Origin of the sequence: Pedobacter sp. BAL39, from assembly GCF_000170795.1 — a bacterium.
Classification (GTDB): Bacteria; Bacteroidota; Bacteroidia; order Sphingobacteriales; family Sphingobacteriaceae; genus Pedobacter.
The window spans coordinates 15,347-33,016 of sequence record NZ_ABCM01000007.1 but is presented as its reverse complement, the minus strand read 5'-3'; the positions used below and the strand labels follow the sequence as shown (position 1 = coordinate 33,016).

General features: G+C 44.7%; 15 protein-coding genes. 6 read left to right on the top strand and 9 right to left on the bottom strand.

Annotated features, from left to right (window positions below; genetic code table 11):
- Positions 1 to 4: 4 nt before the first annotated feature.
- Positions 5 to 1,060, top strand: a complete 1,056-nt coding sequence (locus PBAL39_RS10870; protein ID WP_008241296.1) for a phytase — start codon at positions 5 to 7, stop codon at positions 1,058 to 1,060.
- Positions 1,061 to 1,135: 75 nt separating this feature from the next.
- On the opposite strand, the gene PBAL39_RS10865 is transcribed toward PBAL39_RS10870, so the two are convergent.
- Entirely contained in the window at positions 1,136 to 2,143 is a 1,008-nt protein-coding gene (locus PBAL39_RS10865) for an LLM class flavin-dependent oxidoreductase (RefSeq protein WP_008241295.1), read from the bottom strand.
- A gap of 234 nt (positions 2,144 to 2,377) precedes the next feature.
- Between PBAL39_RS10865 and PBAL39_RS10860 the strand changes: the two genes are divergently transcribed.
- Positions 2,378 to 2,851, top strand: a complete 474-nt coding sequence (locus tag PBAL39_RS10860) for an RNA polymerase sigma factor (protein WP_008241294.1) — start codon at positions 2,378 to 2,380, stop codon at positions 2,849 to 2,851.
- Positions 2,841 to 3,326: a hypothetical protein gene (locus tag PBAL39_RS10855; RefSeq protein WP_008241293.1), complete on the top strand. Its 486-nt coding sequence runs from the start codon at positions 2,841 to 2,843 to the stop codon at positions 3,324 to 3,326. Before PBAL39_RS10860 ends, PBAL39_RS10855 begins: the two co-directional genes overlap by 11 nt.
- Positions 3,327 to 3,461: 135 nt before the next feature.
- Here the strand turns inward: PBAL39_RS10855 and rocD are convergent, their stop codons facing one another.
- The gene (gene rocD / locus PBAL39_RS10850) at positions 3,462 to 4,703 is read right to left on the bottom strand and encodes an ornithine--oxo-acid transaminase (RefSeq protein ID WP_008241292.1); all 1,242 of its coding nucleotides are present in this window, start codon (positions 4,701 to 4,703) and stop codon (positions 3,462 to 3,464) included.
- A gap of 186 nt (positions 4,704 to 4,889) precedes the next feature.
- Between rocD and PBAL39_RS10845 the strand changes: the two genes are divergently transcribed.
- A complete protein-coding gene (locus tag PBAL39_RS10845; protein WP_008241290.1) occupies positions 4,890 to 5,417 on the top strand; it encodes a TlpA disulfide reductase family protein in 528 nt (175 codons plus the stop codon).
- 86 nt (positions 5,418 to 5,503) lie between these two features.
- Here the strand turns inward: PBAL39_RS10845 and PBAL39_RS10840 are convergent, their stop codons facing one another.
- Both PBAL39_RS10840 and PBAL39_RS10830 read right to left on the bottom strand, forming a co-directional pair.
- Positions 5,504 to 6,163, bottom strand: a complete 660-nt coding sequence (locus tag PBAL39_RS10840; RefSeq protein ID WP_008241288.1) for a YceI family protein — start codon at positions 6,161 to 6,163, stop codon at positions 5,504 to 5,506.
- A gap of 242 nt (positions 6,164 to 6,405) precedes the next feature.
- Positions 6,406 to 7,143 (bottom strand): M949_RS01915 family surface polysaccharide biosynthesis protein, encoded by a 738-nt coding sequence (locus PBAL39_RS10830; RefSeq protein WP_008241275.1) that lies wholly within the window; start codon positions 7,141 to 7,143, stop codon positions 6,406 to 6,408.
- 293 nt (positions 7,144 to 7,436) lie between these two features.
- Between PBAL39_RS10830 and PBAL39_RS24655 the strand changes: the two genes are divergently transcribed.
- Both PBAL39_RS24655 and PBAL39_RS10820 read left to right on the top strand, forming a co-directional pair.
- Positions 7,437 to 7,931, top strand: a complete 495-nt coding sequence (locus tag PBAL39_RS24655) for a hypothetical protein (protein WP_008241273.1) — start codon at positions 7,437 to 7,439, stop codon at positions 7,929 to 7,931.
- 194 nt (positions 7,932 to 8,125) lie between these two features.
- Positions 8,126 to 8,923: a murein L,D-transpeptidase catalytic domain family protein gene (locus tag PBAL39_RS10820; RefSeq protein ID WP_050784341.1), complete on the top strand. Its 798-nt coding sequence runs from the start codon at positions 8,126 to 8,128 to the stop codon at positions 8,921 to 8,923.
- A gap of 147 nt (positions 8,924 to 9,070) precedes the next feature.
- Here the strand turns inward: PBAL39_RS10820 and PBAL39_RS10815 are convergent, their stop codons facing one another.
- The 5 genes from PBAL39_RS10815 to PBAL39_RS10795 all read right to left on the bottom strand — a co-directional run bounded on the left by PBAL39_RS10815 (position 9,071) and on the right by PBAL39_RS10795 (position 17,457).
- On the bottom strand, positions 9,071 to 10,630 hold the full coding sequence (locus tag PBAL39_RS10815; RefSeq protein ID WP_039866445.1) for a L,D-transpeptidase family protein: 1,560 nt from the start codon (positions 10,628 to 10,630) through the stop codon (positions 9,071 to 9,073).
- 356 nt (positions 10,631 to 10,986) lie between these two features.
- The gene (locus PBAL39_RS10810; protein ID WP_039866444.1) at positions 10,987 to 12,060 is read right to left on the bottom strand and encodes a hypothetical protein; all 1,074 of its coding nucleotides are present in this window, start codon (positions 12,058 to 12,060) and stop codon (positions 10,987 to 10,989) included.
- Positions 12,061 to 12,066: 6 nt separating this feature from the next.
- The gene (locus PBAL39_RS10805; RefSeq protein ID WP_008241269.1) at positions 12,067 to 13,851 is read right to left on the bottom strand and encodes an HSP90 family protein; all 1,785 of its coding nucleotides are present in this window, start codon (positions 13,849 to 13,851) and stop codon (positions 12,067 to 12,069) included.
- A gap of 4 nt (positions 13,852 to 13,855) precedes the next feature.
- Positions 13,856 to 16,342, bottom strand: coding sequence for a tetratricopeptide repeat protein (locus tag PBAL39_RS10800; RefSeq protein WP_008241268.1), 2,487 nt, complete (start codon positions 16,340 to 16,342; stop codon positions 13,856 to 13,858).
- 116 nt (positions 16,343 to 16,458) lie between these two features.
- A complete protein-coding gene (locus PBAL39_RS10795; protein ID WP_008241267.1) occupies positions 16,459 to 17,457 on the bottom strand; it encodes an aldose epimerase family protein in 999 nt (332 codons plus the stop codon).
- Positions 17,458 to 17,670: the final 213 nt, after the last annotated feature.

The following is a 17,670-nucleotide window of genomic DNA, read 5'->3' as shown; positions in this document are numbered from 1 at the left end:
CCCGATGATCAAAAAAATATATTATGCCCTGCCGGTTATTGCCATCGCAGCAATAGCCTGTAACAGCAAACGCGCAACTGTTGCTCCGGATGCACTGAAACCTGTTGTGATTACTGATACTGTGGGTTACGACACTGATGATCCTGCCATCTGGATCAACAGCGCCGATACCCTTCAAAGCCTGATTGTAGGTACAGACAAAGACACTAACGGTGGCCTGTACGTGTACAACCTTGATGGAAAGATCATCAATAAGGTTAAAGATCTCAAAAGACCGAATAACGTTGACATCGCTTACGGCCTGAAGTTATCCGGTAAAAAAGTAGACATTGCCGTTGCCACAGAGCGCGAAACCAACAAGATCCGCGTATACAGCATGCCAGACCTGAAAGCGGTAGATAATGGAGGAATTGAAGTTTTTGCGGGTGAAAGTACCCGCGATCCAATGGGTATTGCCCTCTATACTGCAGCAGACAGCAGCATCTACGCCATCGTAGGTAGAAAATCAGGTCCCGCAAATGAATACTTGTGGCAGTACAAGTTAACCGATGACGGTACGGGCGCGGTGAAAGCCGAGCTGATCAGAAAGTTTGGTAAATACAGCGGTAAGAAAGAGATTGAAGCCATTGCTGTCGACAATGAGTCTGGCTTCATCTACTATTCTGATGAAACCGTAGGTGTTCATAAATACCACGCTGATCCCTCAAAAGGAAATGAAGAACTGGCTTTATTTGCAGATACAGGTTTCGTGAGTGATCATGAAGGCATCTCCATCTACAAAACAGGTCCCTCAACCGGATACATCCTGGTCTCAAACCAACAGAAAAATACCTTTATGGTATATCCGCGTGAGGGTAAAGATGGCAATGCAAACCTGCATCCGCTGATCGCAGAAGTACCGGTATCTACCATTGAAAGTGATGGTTCCGAGGTCAGCAACATCAACCTGGGCCCAAAATTCCCTAAAGGACTTTTTGTCGCCATGAGCAATGGCAAAGTATTCCATTTTTACGATTGGAGAGCGATCCAGGAAAAGATCAATGCCGCAGTAAAGCACTAGCGTTCCCTACATAAAAAAGGCCTTCCGGAGAGATTCGGACGGCCTTTTTTATGTATTTGGTTTGAGACTTATTGACTATTCTTCGTTAAATACTTCAGAGAAGATGCCATATGACTTCATCTTTGCCGCATGGTCAAAAATATGTGCGGAAGCCATAATTTCATCCACCTGAGTTTGTTTCAGAAATTCCTCCATATCCTGCTTAATGGTAGCCTTGCTACCTACAAACGTACAGGCCAGCATCTGGTTTACCTGTTCTGCTTCATAGTCTGTCCAGACCTCGTCCATGCTATCTACCGGCGGCTGTAACAGCTGGCGTTTACCACTGATGACACCCTTGAACATTTGATACAAAGAAGTAGCAAGTCTGTTGGCTTCCTCGTCAGTATCCGCAGCAACCACATTGATGCATGCCAATACATAAGGCTCCTTCAAGCGGTCAGAAGGTTTAAACTTCTCCCTATAAATGTTGATGGCCGTCAGAAACTGTGCAGGTGCAAAGTGGCTGGCGAAAGCATAAGGAAGACCTAATGCGGCTGCCAGATGGGCGCTGTCTGTACTCGATCCAAGAATCCACATTGGGATCTCCAAACCTTCTCCCGGAATGGCGCGGACGCTGCTGCGACTGTTCTCTGCGGAAAAATAAGCCTGCAGCTTCAGCACATCCTGAGGAAAGCTCTGTGCCGCCTGGAACCGTTGTTCACCACGGATGGCCATTGCGGTCACCTGATCCGTACCTGGTGCACGACCCAATCCCAGGTCAATACGTCCTGGATACATGGACTCCAAAGTACCGAACTGCTCTGCGATGACCAGTGGAGAATGGTTCGGCAGCATGATTCCGCCTGACCCCACCCTGATGGTATTTGTTGCTCCCGCGATGTGACCGATGACTACCGATGTCGCGGAGCTGGCCACACTGACCATATTGTGATGCTCAGCGAGCCAATAACGGGTATAACCCAAATCCTCAGCATGTCTGGCCATGTCGACACTTTTCCGAAAAGTATCAGCCGGTGTTTTTCCCTGAATCACGGTAGCGAGATCAAGTACTGAATATGGTGTAGTGAGTAGTTTTTTCATATTTATTGAAGAAAGTACAAATTTAGAGAGTATTGCTAAAGAATGCCGCCCTTGGTTAAGGATATGACTTTAAATCCACATGGTTTAATTTTGTTTAACATTCACAATGAACAAAATGAACATTAGAAATAGTCCTGATTGTTTTTAATATGACAAACTTTATATAAATTTACTGTAGTTCGTTTCTTTGATGACTTGAAACGGGGATTAAATATCAGTATAAAGAACTATTATATGTTGGAACATCCTCCACAAATACTGGCCAATAACCGGCCAACCGACATCCGCAGTTTATATGAAACACATGCCGGAATGTTATTAGGATACATCTATGATGTGGTCAAAGACCACCGTGTTGCCGAAGATTACCTGGAGAAAATTTTCTCCGCAGTATCTATTCAATTCGACGACATCAATTGGAATGGAACCAGCACCTGGTGTCAGCTACAGCGATTTGCCAAAAATCAATTGCTGGCTTTTACCGCAGAAAAACAAATCCCCAGTACCACCACTACTGCCCTCAATAATCAATACAGCAATGCTTACCTGGATCAGCTCAGCGACCTCCAGAAACAGGTTTTTTGCGCCATTTATTATGAGGGTAAATCCACCGCCTCATTATCAGCCGCACTCCATCAAACAGAAGATTCAATCCGGAAAGCCTTGAGAGAGGCCTTCGCCATAATTAGAAAAGAACGTGGAAATTAACGAATACCTGAACAGTGGCATCTTAGAAGCCTACATATTGGGTGCAACGAATAAACGTGAATCAGCAGATGTGCAGTTCATGCAAAGAGAGCATTCACGCGTCGCCGAAGAAATTGCCAGACTTGAGATCAACTTTGCGCAAATTGCAGACCATGGATCAATAGAACCTCCGCCGGAGGTATGGGATCGCATTGAACGCAATATCAGCGAACTCATCGTTAGTCCCCCTCCTCCTCCCGACCGCCTTGGCAGGTCTAAAGGTGCAGATCAGGGCTTTATAGAGGTTCAGGGAACCTCTAACCAGATCCGGGTACATAAAATTTGGAGATGGATATTTGGTGCTGTATTCCTGCTCAGCAAGATTTTTCTGTTTTTTGCCCTGTACTTCTATTTTGAAAATAAACAGGCACAACAGGAACTTACAGAACTGAAAATGCAGCTGGAGCAGCAACAAAAAGTAAAAAGCGCACTCTGATAGGTCAGGTATCTTTTGATTACCTCAGCAGCAAAACAAATTTATTCCTACCATAAAAAACAGGAAACCATTTCAACAATGATTTCCTGTTTTTTATTACTTCTGCTTAAACCATCAAAGAAATAATGAAGCTGTTTAAAAGTTCGTTAGTACCTCTTCAATAATCTTGCAGCTCTCTTCCATCTGCTCTTTATTGATCACCAGAGGAGGTGAAAAACGGATGGTATGCTGATGGGTAGGTTTACACAACAAACCACTTTCCATCAATTTCAGACAAACCTCCGAAGCCGATCCTGACGATGCATCCGGCACAATCTGTATCGCATTCAACAGTCCTTTACCGCGTACTGCGGCGATCAGGTCAGGGCGTCTCTCCTGCAGGGCTTTCATACGTTCCCTAAAGACCAGCCCCATATTAAAGGCATTATCGGTCAGCCCTTCCTCCTCAATTACCTGAAGGCTTGCCATAGTCACTGCAGCGGCCATCGGATTTCCACCGAAGGTAGAACCATGTTCACCGGGCTGAATACAAAGCATGATTTCGTCATCACACAACACTGCGGATACAGGAAGCACCCCTCCAGAAAGAGCTTTGCCCAGAATCAGGACATCTGCATGAACGTCATCGTAATAAGCAGCCAGCAAACGGCCGGTACGGCCTATGCCGGTCTGGATCTCATCTGTAATGAGTTTCACCTGGTACTGCCTGCACAGTTCCTGTGCTTTTTTCAGGTATCCTTCCTCCGGCACCATCACCCCTGCCTCTCCCTGAATGGGCTCCATCAGGAACCCGCATATATTAGGATCACGCTTCAGGCTATTCTCCAGGGCGTCAAGATCACCAAATGGAATCACTTCGTAGCCAGGCATCATTGGCCCGAAGCCTGTTGTGCTGTCCGGATCTGTAGAAAAAGAAATGATCCCTGTGGTACGCCCGTGAAAGTTGCTGCTCAGCACCAGGATTTTTGCCGCATCCGCAGGAATGCCCTTTTTCAAATACCCCCACTTGCGAACCAGCTTGATCGCTGTTTCCACAGCCTCAGCACCTGAGTTCATAAACAGCGACTTATCATATCCAAAGTATTTGCAGACGTATGCTTCAGCCTTGCCCAGCTGGTCATTGTAAAAGGCACGCGAGGTCAGGTTGATCATCCCTGCCTGTTTCACCAACGCAGCAATGATCTTCGTGTGGCAATGCCCCTGATTTACGGCACTATAGGCAGAAAGAAAATCATAATACTGTTTTCCTTCCACGTCCCATACATAAACACCTTCTCCCCTGGTCAATACCACCGGCAGTGGTTTATAATTATGGGCACCATATTTTGCTTCCTGTTCAATGACTGACTGTGTAGCTGAGATAACTTCCTGATCCATTTCTTTTACGCTTAAAATTTATTGGATTCTAAGATAAAGCTTTTTAACCTCTTCGACCACAAAACGCAGAGATTCCGTTTTCCACAAAGGTTAGCACCAGTTTAAGGGCACAAAAATATACACTTGAGTTTTAATCTTTTTTTTGTGTAATTTTAAGACAGACAACCCCTTAACATAAACTGAAATATGAAATTCATCAAATGGGCATTGCTCTTCCTTGCCCTACCCTTTGCTGCTGCATCTCAGGAAGATACCAGTACACTTACCAAAATTGGTGATCAGGTTCCACAGTTTACCTTTGAACTGGAAAAAGGAAAGACGGTAAACATTGCGGATTACAAGGGCAAACTGATCCTGATCAATCTTTTTGCCACGTGGTGTCCTCCATGCAATACAGAACTTCCGCTCGTACAGAAACAAATCTGGGAAAAACACCAGTCGAACTCAAACTTCGCTTTTTTCGTCTTCGGACGTGAGGAAGGATGGGAAAAGCTGGATCCTTTCAAAATACAGAAGGGTTTTACCTTTCCCATCCTACCGGATCTAAACAGGGGGATCTTCAGCAAGTTCGCCACGCAGTCTATACCCAGAAATATCATTGTTGATGAAAGTGGAAAGATTATCTATCAATCTATCGGTTTCATGGCTGAAGAATTTGCTGCCATGGTCAAGCTAATTGATACGCACCTGGAAAAGTCGCAAAAAGCGAAATAAGGCTTTTAATTTCAGCTGCCAAAATAAAAAAACTGGCTGTCCGATATTCCCGGACAGCCAGTTTTTATAAATAATTTATGTCTTATTTATTTAGCAGCTTTAACAGCAATTGTCAATCCTACTTCTTTAGAAATCATCCAATCCTGAGGATTGTTTGGACCTTTGTAGTTCAGACCCCATGCAGTTCTGTCGATGTTAAATTTAGCATCGATCTGTGCACCAGTTTCAGTCACCACAATCTTTGCAGGGAAAGTTACGTTCAATGTGCTGTCTTTGAAAGTAAGGTTACCACTTACAATATCAGTTGCGCCAGGAAGGTCAGATGTTGCTTTGGCAGCATCAAATGGCTCTACCTTTGTGATTTCAAATTTTGCAGTAGGGAATTTTGCAGTGTCAAAGAAATCAGGGCTTTTCAAGTGTCCTTCTAATTGTCCTCTTTTTTCAGCATCTTGAATGTCAGTATCTTTGATATTTGCAACATCAAAAGTAAATGCACCACCAGTCACTTTGCCACTGTCAACAGTCACCCGACCCTCAGATACTGCAATCGTACCATCATGTGGCTCTACACCACCTTTATGGGTAGCATGCCAGCCGATGTGGCTAACTGAGTCTACTTTAAATGATTCTCCTGCCGCAGCCGAGGCTTCCTGAGCTTCACCTGTAGCTGCCTGATTGCTGTTCTGGGCATTGTTACATGCTGCAAGAACTGCTACGCTTAATAATAAAACAATTGTCTTTTTCATGTTTGTTTTGTTTTTCTTTAATAACTGATTTAAACACTTAAATGTTGTGTAATGCAAAAATGCACATTCAAAAGTATTCCAATTTTGATCTATGATAAGAAAATAAAAAAACCTGCAAAAGAACCATGCTGGAGATTATTTATGGGAAAGCATGAACATCCGTTTATTGACATGGATGCCCCTGTGCTCAGTATGAGGATAATCAGGATGATGATCAAACACTATCGAGGTTTTTCTTTTCCTTAATCCTGAAAGGTATAGGACTCATTTTTCTTCCAGAGCCTTTTCGCATAATCGGAAATGCGTTGGTCTGCAAGCTTGAAGGCATCATCCATATTCATCTTGCCACCTGTTTCCATTTCCGTCCCCACCATAATTCTGTTTTCTCCCTTAGCGGCATGTTTCTTTCCTGATTCGTACATGATCAGTTTCATTGTCTGAGGACTCACATCCCCCTGACAGGTGGTCTGATACACCATCCAGACTTCTGCATGGCCGTTTTCATTGAGGTCCGTCAACTGGATGGTCGACGGGATAAACTTCGCCAACAGCTCCACAGGGCATTCGGAGATGAAGTCATAAACCTGCCATTGTCTAATGTAACCTGTTCCGGATTTCTTAAACAGCGTGGCATATAAGGCCACATTTGAGCCCAGGTAATCCTCACCTTCTTTCGCAGGATCATAAGGTTCTACCTCTGAACAAACCAGCAACTGCTCGCCGCTGGCATCCAGGAAACGAAGTCCTTGCTTAAATACGCCTTTGTACTTGATGGATGCCGGCAACTGGCCGGCAGTCAGAGTGCTGTCAAGCAACTGCAAAGGCGTTACCTGCACAGTCGTAGCCGCAGAATCAGACGTCAAATTTTCGGCATTTAACGAATCTGCTTTCAGGCCAGCAGCGGCCATATTTTCTTGCTGATCACCAGAACCGCAGCTCATCAGAAATAATGCTACCAGTGCACATAAATATCTTCTCATAACCAAATATAGTTTTTAAGCATAAAAATGACTAAAAACAGTAACAATTTTCCTAATCCCTTTTATATCGAAGAAATAAGAGTGGCCACTATGCATAATTAGTAAAGCTTCTTTATGTTATGAAGACAGGGTAAATGAAATTGGGATAACGATCCTAAAATTCATAAGCACCGTTGTTCTCCTACACAACACCATTATTTAGCGTACAGAACATGCGAAAAAATATTTGTTGCAAAAAAAAGTAAATAAGATCTAAACGCTATATTTATCAGAAGCCCCACTACATGAACATAATGGATCAAACCACGAACCAAACCACTGCCTGGCAAACTGCACAACTGCTCAGTTTAGCTGACAACACTTCCTCTTTCACCGAAACAGAGCTTAAAGTATGGAGCCTGGATTATATAAAAGGGGCAATAGAACTTGTGCCCGCGCGGATAAAAAATGAACAGGACCTCAACGAATTTAAGGTAAAAACTGAAACCCTCCTTACAGAGTTGCCAAAAAGGGACGACAAGGGAAAGTTAAAAAGTAAAGCTTATCAGAAACTCATCGCGGATTACAACAGTTACATCATGAAGAAATTTAACATGATTCCCAAAGGACATCACCTGGCCATCTGGTTACCCATGGGCATAGCATTGGGAATCCCTTTCGGACTGCCGCTTAAAAATATAGCCATGGGCATCCCGATCGGCCTTGCCATCGGAGCATTGATAGGCACCCTACTCGACAAAAGGGCAAAAAAAGCAGGAAATGTTATTCAATCCTCTGAAATGCAATAAAATAAGTGGTTGAAACGTTCGCGCGAGAATCGTCATCTTACCGTAAAAGCATCATATATTTTGAATCGCAGTAATCAAATTGCGTATATTTGTTTAACCAAATAATAAACATCTTAAACAAAATCTATTTGACGCAGAAAAATTACCTGACAAAAGTATCCACACACAGAGTTAAAAAAAATAAATTCAATTCTATGAGAAAATACATTTTAGGCGGATTGGGCATCACTTTAATCACATTCTCCTTGTTTAGTCTTGGCTGGAAGTCTCCTATAGAGAAAAAAGTCAGAAAAAGGACCCCAACGGAGCAATCCATCTATGATCATTACGTCAGTGATCTTTATGACTCCTTACATGTCGAAGATTCGGGTCTCAGAATGGAAGTGTTTGAACGTGCACTTACTGGTTTTTACAATCTGAAGAATGCAGGAAAACTTTCGGGGACGAAGTCGGTAATCAGCGTTGCTGACATGGACATGCTCAGCAGCTCCAAGCGACTGTGGATCATTGATCTGGATCAGAAGAAAGTTATATTGAATACCTGGGTGGCACATGGACAGCACAGCGGTGCAGATAAAGCAACCCAGTTTTCAAACGTAAATGATTCCTATCAGAGCAGCATTGGATTTTATGTAACCGGAGAGATATACACAGGAAAACATGGGAAATCACTCAGATTAGATGGTATGGATGCGGGATTTAACGACAATGCCCGTAGCAGGTCAATTGTTGTCCACGGCGCTTCGTATGTAGGACAGGGCACCATCAATGCTTTAGGCAGACTCGGAAGAAGTCAGGGTTGTCCTGCAGTAGCACAGGAACTGGCGAACACGGTGATTGATACCATCGAAGGTAAAACGGTACTTTTCATCAATAGCAGTGCTAAGCAATACACTTCCCGATTCCTCGATGAGCATGTGGCTGCTGATTTTGCGCAACTGAAAGTTCTGACGCCTTTGCCACCGGTAACAGTAACCATCCCAGAGAGTTAGCTCACATATTAATCTGAAAAGATTACTTGATTTAAAACCGGGAACCCTTAAGGTTCCCGGTTGCATTAAAATCCTTAACTAATCGTTTATCAATGTCCGGTATCGATAATGAGTAAAGTGCTTTTACCAGTTTATGCCAGCTAACTGTTAACCCTGACTCAGGCTACCCAGGCGTTGAAGATAGCTGTCCAGCACAATATCCAATCCGTAGATATCTTTTCTAAACTGCATGTTTCCCTGCTCATCCTTCCATGCCGTAAAGTAAGTAAGGTAAACCGGCACCTGGGGACTCAATGAGATATCTTTTGCAACAGGCTGCTTGCTCTGCATTTCTTTTTGAATGGTCTGATATTTCTGTCCGTCTCCAAAAAGTGCTTTTGCGAGTTCTGAAGGTTTTTCCACTCGTACACAACCATGACTCACCGCCCTTACTGGCAGATCGAAGGCTGCCTTCGCTGGAGTATCGTGGAGGTAAACACTCTCATCATTCTTAAATAGAAATTTGATTTTTCCAAGAGAGTTGTCGTTACCCGGACGCTGTTTAAAAGTATAACGGCTTCCGGCATCTCCGGCTGAAAAATCAATCGTTTCGGGATCTTCAATGCGTTTTCCATTTTCAAACACATCAATGTTGTTGTTTGACAGGTAAAACCTGTCTTTCGCCGCATAACGGGAAATCTCCTTCGTTGCAATACTCTCTGGAATGTTCCATACCGGATTGACCTGAACACTGTGGATCATGCTGTTCAGCTGCGGTGTTTCCCGGGAAAAAGGCCTGTCCTTCTTCAATCCTGTTTCATCATATTCCTTCAGTACCCTATCCTTAAAGTTTTCATTCCTGCCCTCGCCAACACAAACCTTCATCTTCAATACAGACTTGTTGTTATCTACTACATCCAGCGTAAAGTCTGCAATATTGACTAACACATATTTTTGCTGTGTCGGCTTATTCTTCCACCTCAGCCGTTCAAGGTTTGCTTTCAGCACACGCGATGACTCTTCTTTATTCATGCCCTGCCCCATGGCGCCCTGGCGCAATGCCTCTTGCAGGGCCAGGTATTGCGGATCCTTTGGCTGAATACTGTCCAGATAAGGCTTCAGCTCTTTCAGCTGAAAAACATGGCTCATAGATATACTGTCTGGTCTCTTGGTCTCCGTATAGTAGTTGGCATAAATCCGGCGTGGACTAAGGATTCCATACTGCAAGGCATTACTGTAATCGATCACTGAATTGGCAAGCGTGAGCTCCAGCAGGGCAAGCTGTTGGTAGGCCTCTTCTTTTGATTGGATTGCTTTTTTATTATAAAACTGCGCTGTCAGCTTTCCCAACTCCTTTGCCTTGAACATCGCAGGCTCGAGCCCATGCTCACTTACGCGTTGAAAATATTCAGGAACCACCTTCAATCCCTCTTTCGGAAGATGTTGTAAAACAAGTACCGGTTCAAAATCATGTGAAGTATAAAACGAGGTAATCAGTTTTGGGTTACTCAATTTCACCTTTCCGCTTTCTAACAGACGTTCCATCACAACAGCGAAAGTATCTGGATTGAGGTCCTTAAAAACCTTATTCCTGGTCTCTGAAAATAAAACCTTGGAAATGTCTGATCGTTCCTTCCGCTTACAGGAGGATATAAAAACCGCAACCAGCACCAAACACCAGATAAACGGACTTATTTTTTGAATTAGGAGATGCTTTTGTTTAATCATATTTGTAAAACGTTAAAAATAATGCCAATCATTTCTGGCACACATCAGCTGTTCAACATTTCGGCCCATTTACTTTGTAATAAATGGGCATGATTTTACACACCAAAAGTTGATCTGTGAGTCCGGGATTCTGGGGGGCTTCCCCGACTGGAATTCCAATGGGTCTTATAACGGGTACACTGGTACCGAATATACAGCTATGGCAGTTCTACCAATTACTACCAACGTGAATACCACTCTGTGGAACATCAGAACCATATAGAAGATTTTTTAGGCAACAACAACTACAAAAGGAATAAATAAGTCCAACGGGAGAACCAATAAATGCGACGGGAGAATACAACTAAAAAAAGCGCTTAATTAAGCGCTTTTTTTAGTTGTATGGAAAAATTCTCATTGCCATTGCGGGCATCAAAAAGACGGCTCGTAGACTCGGCAAGATCAAAATAATATTGATAGAGTGTTTTCACCATATACATTCCTTCTGCCACGAACAGCGGATGTTCCTCCGGCAGTTCCAGCGTCACAGTCTCATCCTGATCCGCCTGTTTTAAAGCTTCGGCAATATGCATCGCAGAGAAAAACTGCAGACTGGCTTTCACATCGATTGTCCATGGCAGGTATTTTTCCAGGTATTGCCATCCCTTTTCTTTATCCGTATGAAACAAATAAACGATCAGCATGGCTACAGAACTGACAAGTGAAGAATCATTCTCCGCATCCTGCAGATCCTCGTCGGCCGCCACGAACAACTCAGCAGCACGGTTCATTTCTCCCGATTTTACCGCGCTATAACATAACTGGCACGAGGTAATCACCGGAACGTGTGCACAGGAAAACTGTTTTTTCAACAGCGGCTGCGCTTTTTCATAGGCACCTTTAAAATCATCGCCCACAATCAATACTGAGACTTCAGCATCCATTTCACAGGCCCTGCAGTCACTCAGATCATCAATAGGGAGCGAATTTACCAACTCCAGATATTTTTTACTTTTCGCTTCATCCTCCTGGTACAGCGCTTCGTTGAGCAGCTTGCTGTAGTAAGACCGCAATCCTATGCCCTGCTCTTCCACACGACGTTTGTAGTCGTCCAGGATCTGCGAAATCTGGTCCAGTGGAATCTCCGGATTGGAATGCACCTCATCGATGATCCATTTGTACTTCCAGAGGAGGTCCTCCACAGGATAATTGTCCGGTTCTGCATCATAAGCATTGAGCATCCAGCTGAAGGCATTCACAAACTCGCCACGTCCGCCAAGTCCGAATTCCTTGTCCATCAGTTCCGAGCGCAGCTCATAGCCAAGTTCTACATCGTCATTTGCATCAGCAATCTGGATCGCACTGACCAGCAACTTCGCCGCATCTTTAGGATGAATGTTTTCCTGCTCTGCGCGGTTCATCAATTTTTGTATTTCTAAAGTATACCTCATGAGCTCTTAAATATTGATAAAATTCTCCATGCCCATGATCACCAGGCTATGAAGGGCTTCATTAAACAAATTCATTTCTTTTTCTGTCACCGGGTACTTGCCCAGCAGTAGCGACTGCACATAGATCAGCTGCACAATCGCGGGAAATACGTACGGATCCCGGATAGACAGTAGGCTTTGCACCAGCTTGTTGTCCATATTCAGACAAAGCTGTGGCTGCTCTGTTTTCTTTTTCGGCGCAAAGGCCCCCAGAGCCGACGCAAGCGGGTTGTTTGCCGACACCTGCTGCTTTTTATCCATTGTGCCAATATCCTGCGGAAGAATATAAATTGCTGGCGTATCCGAGGGATTAAAGCGCTTCAGCTTGCATTCACAGTGAAACTCCTTCAACACCGCCGAGGCTCTGTTTTCCAGATCCGCGAGCTTTATATCTCCGGAAGTATCCACACCATGGAAAGACTGCATCAGACTTGCGGGACTCACTACAGTCGCCTTACACTCAGGGTCAATCCGCTGGATGCGCTTCAGCAGCTGCTCCTCAAAGGTATAAGCTGCGTTGATGATGAGGATCCCCTGTGCGCCGGCAATGCGCTGTACCTGTTTGAAATCATCAATGTTAGGTGTATAATAAATCGCATCCGTGGCCTCCCTGATGTGTCTGAAATTGCGGATGCCCTTATTGGTTTCAAAAGGAAGATCCTGATACAAAACCCTCAGCAGATCATTGTCTTCGGCGGCGATGGCTTTCAGGTGCAGGTAATGTGTATCCATCAACTGATGATATACCTGCGGATTGACCAACCCAATGTTCTTCAAATAAGTCTTTATCGAATCCGAAATCTCCTGCTTTGCCGACTTCAATGTCTGGTTATAGACCAGCGACTCACGTGATGCCGTCGCATCCAGTCCGTCGGTATTCAATATGCAACGGATAAAAAATGCCCATTTAGGAAACAACCCAGCATCCTCCTCGGTCAGGAACATACGCTTCAGGTAAATCTGATGAGATTGTCTGCCTGTAAACTGAATCTTATGAGGCAGAATATACGCCACGCCCTTCACAGCTCCCTCTAGTGAGGAGATCGGAAATGCATCGAGGAAAGTGGTGTTAAAGACCTTTTTTCCCACATCCAGCAAGGTTTGTTTATCAGCAGCAGTGTCTAGCCACACCGCTCCCGCTTCATTTACCCATATACGCTGTCCGCCCTCCTGTAGATAAACCGGCACAGGCAAGGCGGCGCCATAATACAACAGGTTTTTCTGGAAAACATCCGTTTTGAACAGATGTGCAAACTCGGACTTTGGAAGTAAGCGAACACGGGTTCCCACGCTGCGCCGTTCCGCGATCAGGCTCACCTCATAAGTACCATCTGCTCTGCCCGTCCAGCGGAAGGCCTGCTCCGTAAAGGCAGACCTCGATTCGACGATAATCTCGTCACTTACCACAAAACAGGAAAGCAGCCCGATCCCAAATTTCCCGATATAATCTTTAGCTTCAAAAGCATCTCTTTTTGAGCTCTCGCCAATCACGGCCAGAAAACGATGGAACTCATCCTCTTTCAGACCGATACCATTGTCTTCAAAAACCAGTTCAGGTTGTCCTTCCTCAGGAAGATGAACGTTCAATGCTCCTTCATGATGCTCATCAAGGGTTTTGAGAGCGGTAATGGCATCGATCCCATTCTGCAACAGCTCTCTCACGAAGGTATTCGGGTTGCTGTACAGGTGTTCCGATAACAGGGAGATCATCCCCTTCAGGTTCACCTGGAATAAATATTGGTTATCCTCCATCGTATTATTTTGCCATCTTTCTGCCCGTCAGTTTCATTGCCTTTTCATGGCCATTATCTGCGGCAAGTTCAAACCAGTACATCGCACGATCCTCATCTTCCTCCACACCATCGCCCATGAGGTAACAGTTGCCAAGCGCATACTGGGCGTTCGCATAATTTTCTTCCGCAGCGGTATTCAGCCAGTTCAGCCCCTCTTCCTTATTCATGGCCACACCTTTACCCTGCATCAGCATATGTCCTGCATGATACTGCGCAGCGGCTTCACCGTAGCCAGCAGCGTCTTTGAAATAATTAAAGGCTTCCTCTGGATTGGCTTTCACGCCAATACCTTCCAGAAAACATTTACCAGCATGGTATTTTGCCAGCGTATAGCCCTGCTCTGCACCCTGCTGGTAATACTTGAACGCTTCTGCAGCATTGGGTTCGATACCAATTCCGTACTCATAACATAAGCCCAAACCATGATGTACCACACCTTGCTCCTGCGCCTGTTGATAATAGCCAATGGCATTGGCCGACTGATCAATATCGTCGTAATCATACAGATAATAATCACCAATCTCAAGCATGGCCTGTGGAAATCCTTTTTCAGCGGCTTTCTCCAATAACTCCAGGCCTTTTTTAGTATCCTGAGTCACCAGTCCATGCATATAATAGTAGCCCAGTTTATACTGTCCATAATAATAATCCAGATCTGCCGCCCGCTGCATATAATCCATTGCCTGCTGTGCATCAAAAGAAACACCGTATTCCTGCTCATAACAAAGTCCCAGCTCTACATAAGCCTTGGGGTCTCCCAGCTCTGCGGAGCGATGGTAGTATTCCAGTGCCTTATCCGGATTTTCCTCCACCCCATTCCCAAAGCGGTAACAACGGCCGGCAGCAAACAGGCAGTTCGCATCATTGAGCGCCGCCCCTTTCTGATACCACTCAAAAGCGGATGCTGGGTCGGGCTGCTGATTGTGATAACCATTTTCCAGGTAAGTGCCGGTCATGTGTATGGCAAAAGGATAATCGAGTGTTGCCGCCTGATGGAAATAGTCAAAAGCCTTTTGGTAGTCGGCCTCCAGGGTGCCATCTTCGTAAAGGAAAGCCATCTCTGTCATTGAATACGGCGATCCCATTGCAAGGCCTCGCTCGAACAACGCAATTGCCTTTTCCAGGTCCGGAGTACCATTTATCCCATACCTGTAAATTCTTCCGAGGTTATTGATTGCACCCAGATAGTTTAGTTCTTCTGCCCTCTGATAATGAAAAATTGCTGTTTCCACATCCGGTGCATCAGCCACCAGTATACCATGCTCATAGAAATAAGCAATTCTGTTGATGGCGTAGGCATTATTGAAGGTAGCTGCTTTTTCCAGCAATGCCAGTGCCGCAGCCTCGTCTTTTTCCACCAGTCGGCCTTCCATTAGGAGCTCTGCCTTTTCCACCAGCGCATCCGGAAGCTGCTCGGCAACCGCCGCATCCAGGTATTTCAAGCCTTGCTCCACATCAAGCAGGTGTGGCACGAAAAGGTAAATCAGTGCCAGACGATAGTTGGCAAAGCTGTTGCCATAGACATGTCCAAGTTTAAACCAGTGAATGGAAGCATCAAAGTCAAGATCCTCGCGTGTTACCGGCAGTGAATGAAAGCCAAGATAACTGGAAGCCTCAATGCTGCCATTCTCAAAAGCTTCCTGCCACATTTTAAAACCGGCAGCAGGCCCGGTGTCTTCACCTTCCTGGAAGAAAGCCAGCGTACCAAGGCGAAACATAGCAAATTCAGAATGCATTTCCTTCAGCAGCTCCTCATATACTGCCTTTGCAGCCTCAAATTCATTTCTTGCATCCAGGTAGGCCCCTTCCAGCAGGAAAGAACCTTTGCGGACAATAGGATTGTCGTTGGCCCGGGCCTTTTCAATGATGGCAGGTACCTCTTCAAAATCACCTTTGCCAACAGCAATATAACCGAGGTAAAGCTGCTTCGCAGCATCATCTGAGCTTGTCAGAATGGCCAGTCCTCCTTCCCTATCTTCATCATACAGGATACCATAATACATAAAATAACCTTTTATAGCGATGGCCACTTCTACATCTTCAGCGATGGCCCTCTCCAGGTAATATTTTACTTTCTCCGGATCACGGTGCGACATCCTGTTGTCGCGAAACTGAAATGCCATCTGGGCATACACTTCAGGTACGTGCAGCGCCAGTTTCCCGAGAATGGCCATCAATGTGGTAAAATGAAAATCGTAGTCCTCATCATTGAGGTAAACACTGGCTTTAAAGTCCAGGCCTTCAGTTACCAGACGTCTGTAAAATGCAGTAACCTGATCTTTTTTATCCGGCAGCAACCCAATGGCATAATCTAAAAATGCAAGTCCGCGGTACCATCCACTTCCATCCTGCAACAGCTCTTTAGTCAGGCTATTCAATTCAACGTCAAAGGAAAAATCCACTTGTCTGGTTTGTTCACGATACGCTTCGTAGGTCTTTTTTAGCGTCATATTATATTTAAATGAAAATGTTAATTTAGAATAGAACGTTCTAACAACAGATTTATTTAAAAAATGTTTAAATAATACAACAAAATACGATAACATGCATCAGCACAGTACGATAATCAGACTTCCGGATTCATACCGAATTTAAAGTAGACATGATGATGATAAGTATCACCCGGTTCAAGTACCGCCGACGGGAAATTAGTATGGTTTGGGCTGTCCGGAAAATGCTGGCATTCCAGGGCCACTCCCGCAAAAGGCTTAGGCAGGAAATCCCCGGTATACAACATCATGCCGGGATAAGAAGTAAATACCTTCAGTTGCCTGCCGGAACGTCCGCTGGAGAGTGTACATGCCGGAGAAGGATATTTTCTCTTATTGAGTACATAGAACACATTGATCCCCGAGGGCTCATCATTTACCACCTTCATCTTATCCCTGATCCGCTCCCGTTTGAAGGAGAGACTGGCTGTAGGGATAATCAGTCCGGTGGGCACGTAATCTGCCCAAATGGCAAGTCTTTTGCTGGCATCGATGGTCAATTCATGATCTATAACATCTGCCGATCCGGTATCCAGGTTGAAATAGGCATGACTCGTACAGCTAACCACAGTTTTCTGATCAGTTGTGGCAATATAGCTGATCTGAAGTTCATCTTCCTCCGTCCACTGGTAAATGACCTGCACTTGTAGGTTTCCCGGAAAACCACCCTCCAGATGTTTACTCAACAGCCCAAAGGTTACGCCAGATTCCCTGATGTCAATGTCAAAGACCTTGGAATTAAAGCCTGCCGATCCGCTGTGGTTACAGTTGCCCTGGTCATTGGCATCCAGCTGATGCTGTACACCATCCATCGTAAAACAAGCCCCTCCAATGCGGTTGCCGAACCGCCCAATGGTCGATCCGATATAACATCTGTCGTTCATATAACCTTCAAGATCGGAAAAACCCAAGACTACATTCCCCATGACGCCCTTTTTATCTGGAGTCACCACCGAGACCAGCGTAGCACCGTAGTTGGTAATTTCCACATAAGAACCGCGCCTGTTTTCTATTTTTATCAAATAAACGTCTTTTCCTTCCAGGTGTCCCCACAGGCGTTTTGAAATACTAATCATAATTATTGAGATCGTTAATTGTTTTTTAATGATGGATGTTGATTGATTTTTTCACCTACGGCAAACAGGAAATACATGATGAAGCATCAGGAATACATTTGGTTAACCCCGTTATGTTTAGGTTTGGTAAACATAAGCATAAAAGAAATAGTCTAAAATGGATTATGATCGAAAATTGATGGATAATGCAATCTCAAACAAATTATGTTTATC

Coding starts and splice junctions, on each gene's coding strand:
- PBAL39_RS24655 (WP_008241273.1), top strand. CDS start 7,437: ATGGATCAAACCACGAACCAAACCACTGCCTGGCAAACTGCACAACTG.
- PBAL39_RS10795 (WP_008241267.1), bottom strand. CDS start 17,457: ATGATTAGTATTTCAAAACGCCTGTGGGGACACCTGGAAGGAAAAGAC.
- PBAL39_RS10810 (WP_039866444.1), bottom strand. CDS start 12,060: ATGAGGTATACTTTAGAAATACAAAAATTGATGAACCGCGCAGAGCAG.
- PBAL39_RS10815 (WP_039866445.1), bottom strand. CDS start 10,630: ATGATTAAACAAAAGCATCTCCTAATTCAAAAAATAAGTCCGTTTATC.
- PBAL39_RS10860 (WP_008241294.1), top strand. CDS start 2,378: ATGTTGGAACATCCTCCACAAATACTGGCCAATAACCGGCCAACCGAC.
- PBAL39_RS10830 (WP_008241275.1), bottom strand. CDS start 7,143: ATGAGAAGATATTTATGTGCACTGGTAGCATTATTTCTGATGAGCTGC.
- PBAL39_RS10870 (WP_008241296.1), top strand. CDS start 5: ATGATCAAAAAAATATATTATGCCCTGCCGGTTATTGCCATCGCAGCA.
- PBAL39_RS10800 (WP_008241268.1), bottom strand. CDS start 16,342: ATGACGCTAAAAAAGACCTACGAAGCGTATCGTGAACAAACCAGACAA.
- PBAL39_RS10840 (WP_008241288.1), bottom strand. CDS start 6,163: ATGAAAAAGACAATTGTTTTATTATTAAGCGTAGCAGTTCTTGCAGCA.
- PBAL39_RS10845 (WP_008241290.1), top strand. CDS start 4,890: ATGAAATTCATCAAATGGGCATTGCTCTTCCTTGCCCTACCCTTTGCT.
- rocD (WP_008241292.1), bottom strand. CDS start 4,703: ATGGATCAGGAAGTTATCTCAGCTACACAGTCAGTCATTGAACAGGAA.
- PBAL39_RS10820 (WP_050784341.1), top strand. CDS start 8,126: ATGAGAAAATACATTTTAGGCGGATTGGGCATCACTTTAATCACATTC.
- PBAL39_RS10805 (WP_008241269.1), bottom strand. CDS start 13,851: ATGGAGGATAACCAATATTTATTCCAGGTGAACCTGAAGGGGATGATC.
- PBAL39_RS10865 (WP_008241295.1), bottom strand. CDS start 2,143: ATGAAAAAACTACTCACTACACCATATTCAGTACTTGATCTCGCTACC.